The sequence below is a fragment of the Flavobacterium saliperosum genome (assembly GCF_900100625.1).
Classification (GTDB): domain Bacteria; phylum Bacteroidota; class Bacteroidia; order Flavobacteriales; family Flavobacteriaceae; genus Flavobacterium; species Flavobacterium saliperosum.
In genome coordinates this window covers 1-2,128 of record NZ_FMTY01000017.1, presented here as the reverse complement: position 1 = coordinate 2,128, position 2,128 = coordinate 1, and the positions used below count along the sequence as shown (strand labels likewise).

General features: G+C 30.0%; 3 protein-coding genes. All 3 read left to right on the top strand.

What is annotated here, in order from left to right:
• Window positions 1-130 precede the first annotated feature (130 nt).
• The 3 genes from BLQ05_RS13540 (at window position 131) to BLQ05_RS13535 (ending at window position 1,848) form a co-directional block, all read left to right on the top strand.
• A complete protein-coding gene (locus tag BLQ05_RS13540) occupies window positions 131-751 on the top strand; it encodes a hypothetical protein (protein WP_238321160.1) in 621 nt (206 codons plus the stop codon).
• Between the two features lie 186 nt (window positions 752-937).
• Window positions 938-1,084: a hypothetical protein gene (locus tag BLQ05_RS13815; RefSeq protein WP_023577688.1), complete on the top strand. Its 147-nt coding sequence runs from the start codon at window positions 938-940 to the stop codon at window positions 1,082-1,084.
• A gap of 14 nt (window positions 1,085-1,098) precedes the next feature.
• Entirely contained in the window at window positions 1,099-1,848 is a 750-nt protein-coding gene (locus BLQ05_RS13535) for a DUF4145 domain-containing protein (protein ID WP_023577687.1), read from the top strand.
• Window positions 1,849-2,128 lie beyond the last annotated feature (280 nt).

Sequence of the window (2,128 nt, the reverse complement as noted above, 5' to 3'; positions counted from 1 at the left end):
TTTATAAGTCGTACAAATCAAATAAGAAAAAACGTATATTAGCCTAAATTTATAACCTGAATATTTGTCAACTATTTTAGGACAATACAAAAACTAACGACTAAAAACGTAATTAAATCTAAGAATAAAAATGTACAGGAAAATATTATACCTCTTAATGCTAATTATAACTTCAAATTTGTATTCACAGAATGATACAATTCAAGGAGAAGCGGAATATCTTAAACACTATGATTGTAAATATCGGCCTGGAAATATTTTGATTATTCAAAAAAAGGGAAAAACAATTTCTGATTATACTCCATCCAAACCAACTAATGCAGGATTTATAATTAGAATGGAAGCAATATATGATTTGGAATTCGCAGATAACAAAAGATACAAATCAAGTGTTGTTAAAAATATAACTAATGACAGCATTACTATTTCGTCTACTTTTAATGAAAAATGTGCTGAATATGAAGGTATTAAATATGAGCTCATAACCTATCCTATTCAATCAATAAAAATTGCTCGATTCATAAATGACAGGTCGCTTGGTTTTTTTAGTAAAAAGAAAATTGATTCAGATTACGATTTAATTGTAAAGAAAGTAGATAAAGCTAAGATGTGTCCTGCTGTTCTAACTTTTCCAAAACGTAATAATGAAGTTAAAGTTTGTCATTATTATTTAACAAGCCAAGGATACGATATTTTATTTGAAACAAATGGCTTTTTAGATTATATGGAATATAATGTAGATTGGAGATAAAAACCTGCACACAACAGCGGTTTTGAGAAAGTGGGGTTTTAGGGAAAAACCGAAACTTCTTTTTGTATATTTGGCTTGGTAATAAAACAAACTGAAGGAACAAAAGTCCCCACCTTCTCAAAGCCGGCGGGACGTTATGCACAATTTTAAAAAAACGAAATTATAACCAATAAAAATCATTCAATTATGAAAGAACAAGTAGGAGAAAAAAAACCGTTGATTACAGATCCTAAAAAGCCTATTATTACCGAACCTAAAAAACCGATTATTACTGAACCTAAAAAACCAGTACTGCCAAAAGAAGAACCTAAAAAACCAATAATCAAAGGATAAACAATACCTTTATCATGAATAGAGAACTTTGGAGTAGAAAATATTTTAATCACGATAATCCAAGTAATTATCCTTGCCCATTTTGTAATACTGGTGTCTTAACATTGAAAGAAAGAATATTAAGTATTACACCATATGGAAAAGATATGGAATACTACAATTACAACAATGGAATAGACCATCTCTTTAGCGGAATACTAATATGCAAAAACGCTGAGTGTAACGAAATAGTTATAATATCGGGAAGTTGTTTACGCGATATTGTAATTGGAGATGAACAACCAGACGGAGGTTATTTAGAACGTCGCATATCCACTTATTACCCAAAGTTCTTTTTCCCAAACTTAAAGCTTTTCCCAATTAACAAAACAATTCCAAAAGAAGTTAAAGAACAAATTAATTTTGCTTTTTCTCACTACTTTAATGATTTATCTTCAAGTGCAAATAGAATTAGAAATGCAATTGAGCTAATTTTAGACGATTTAAAGGCTCCAAAAAGTAGAAAAACAAAAGCCGGAAAAAAACAAACATTCAAAACTTTACACTCGAGAATTGAACATTTTTCCAAGAAAAATGTAAAAATTTCGAAACTCTTATTAGCCTTAAAAATAATAGGTAATGAAGGTAGCCATGTTGGAAATGTTCAGAATGAAGACATTTTAAATGCATTTGAAATTCTTGAAATGCTATTAGAATTTACATATCAAAAACAACATCAAAGAATATTAAAAATGGCAACAGAAATAATTGATAAGGCAAAATAAAAACTGTGCATAACAGCGGTTTTATGCAATGGCGGCGCTTGGGATTTTTTGGAAAAGTTTGTGCTCGCACTTCTTGCATAAAAATTCACTTTTTTCTTTCACTCTTTTCGGTATATTTGTAAACGTCAGTAACAAAAAATCCGCCACTGACATAAAGCCGGCGGGACGTTAGCTGTAATGCTGCCAAGTTTGCGCAAAAATCCACAACATGAAAATATTAGAAAAAGTAAAACTTCACTTTGAAGATAAAAAATATTGCAAAGTTAAAAGACAAGTTGGC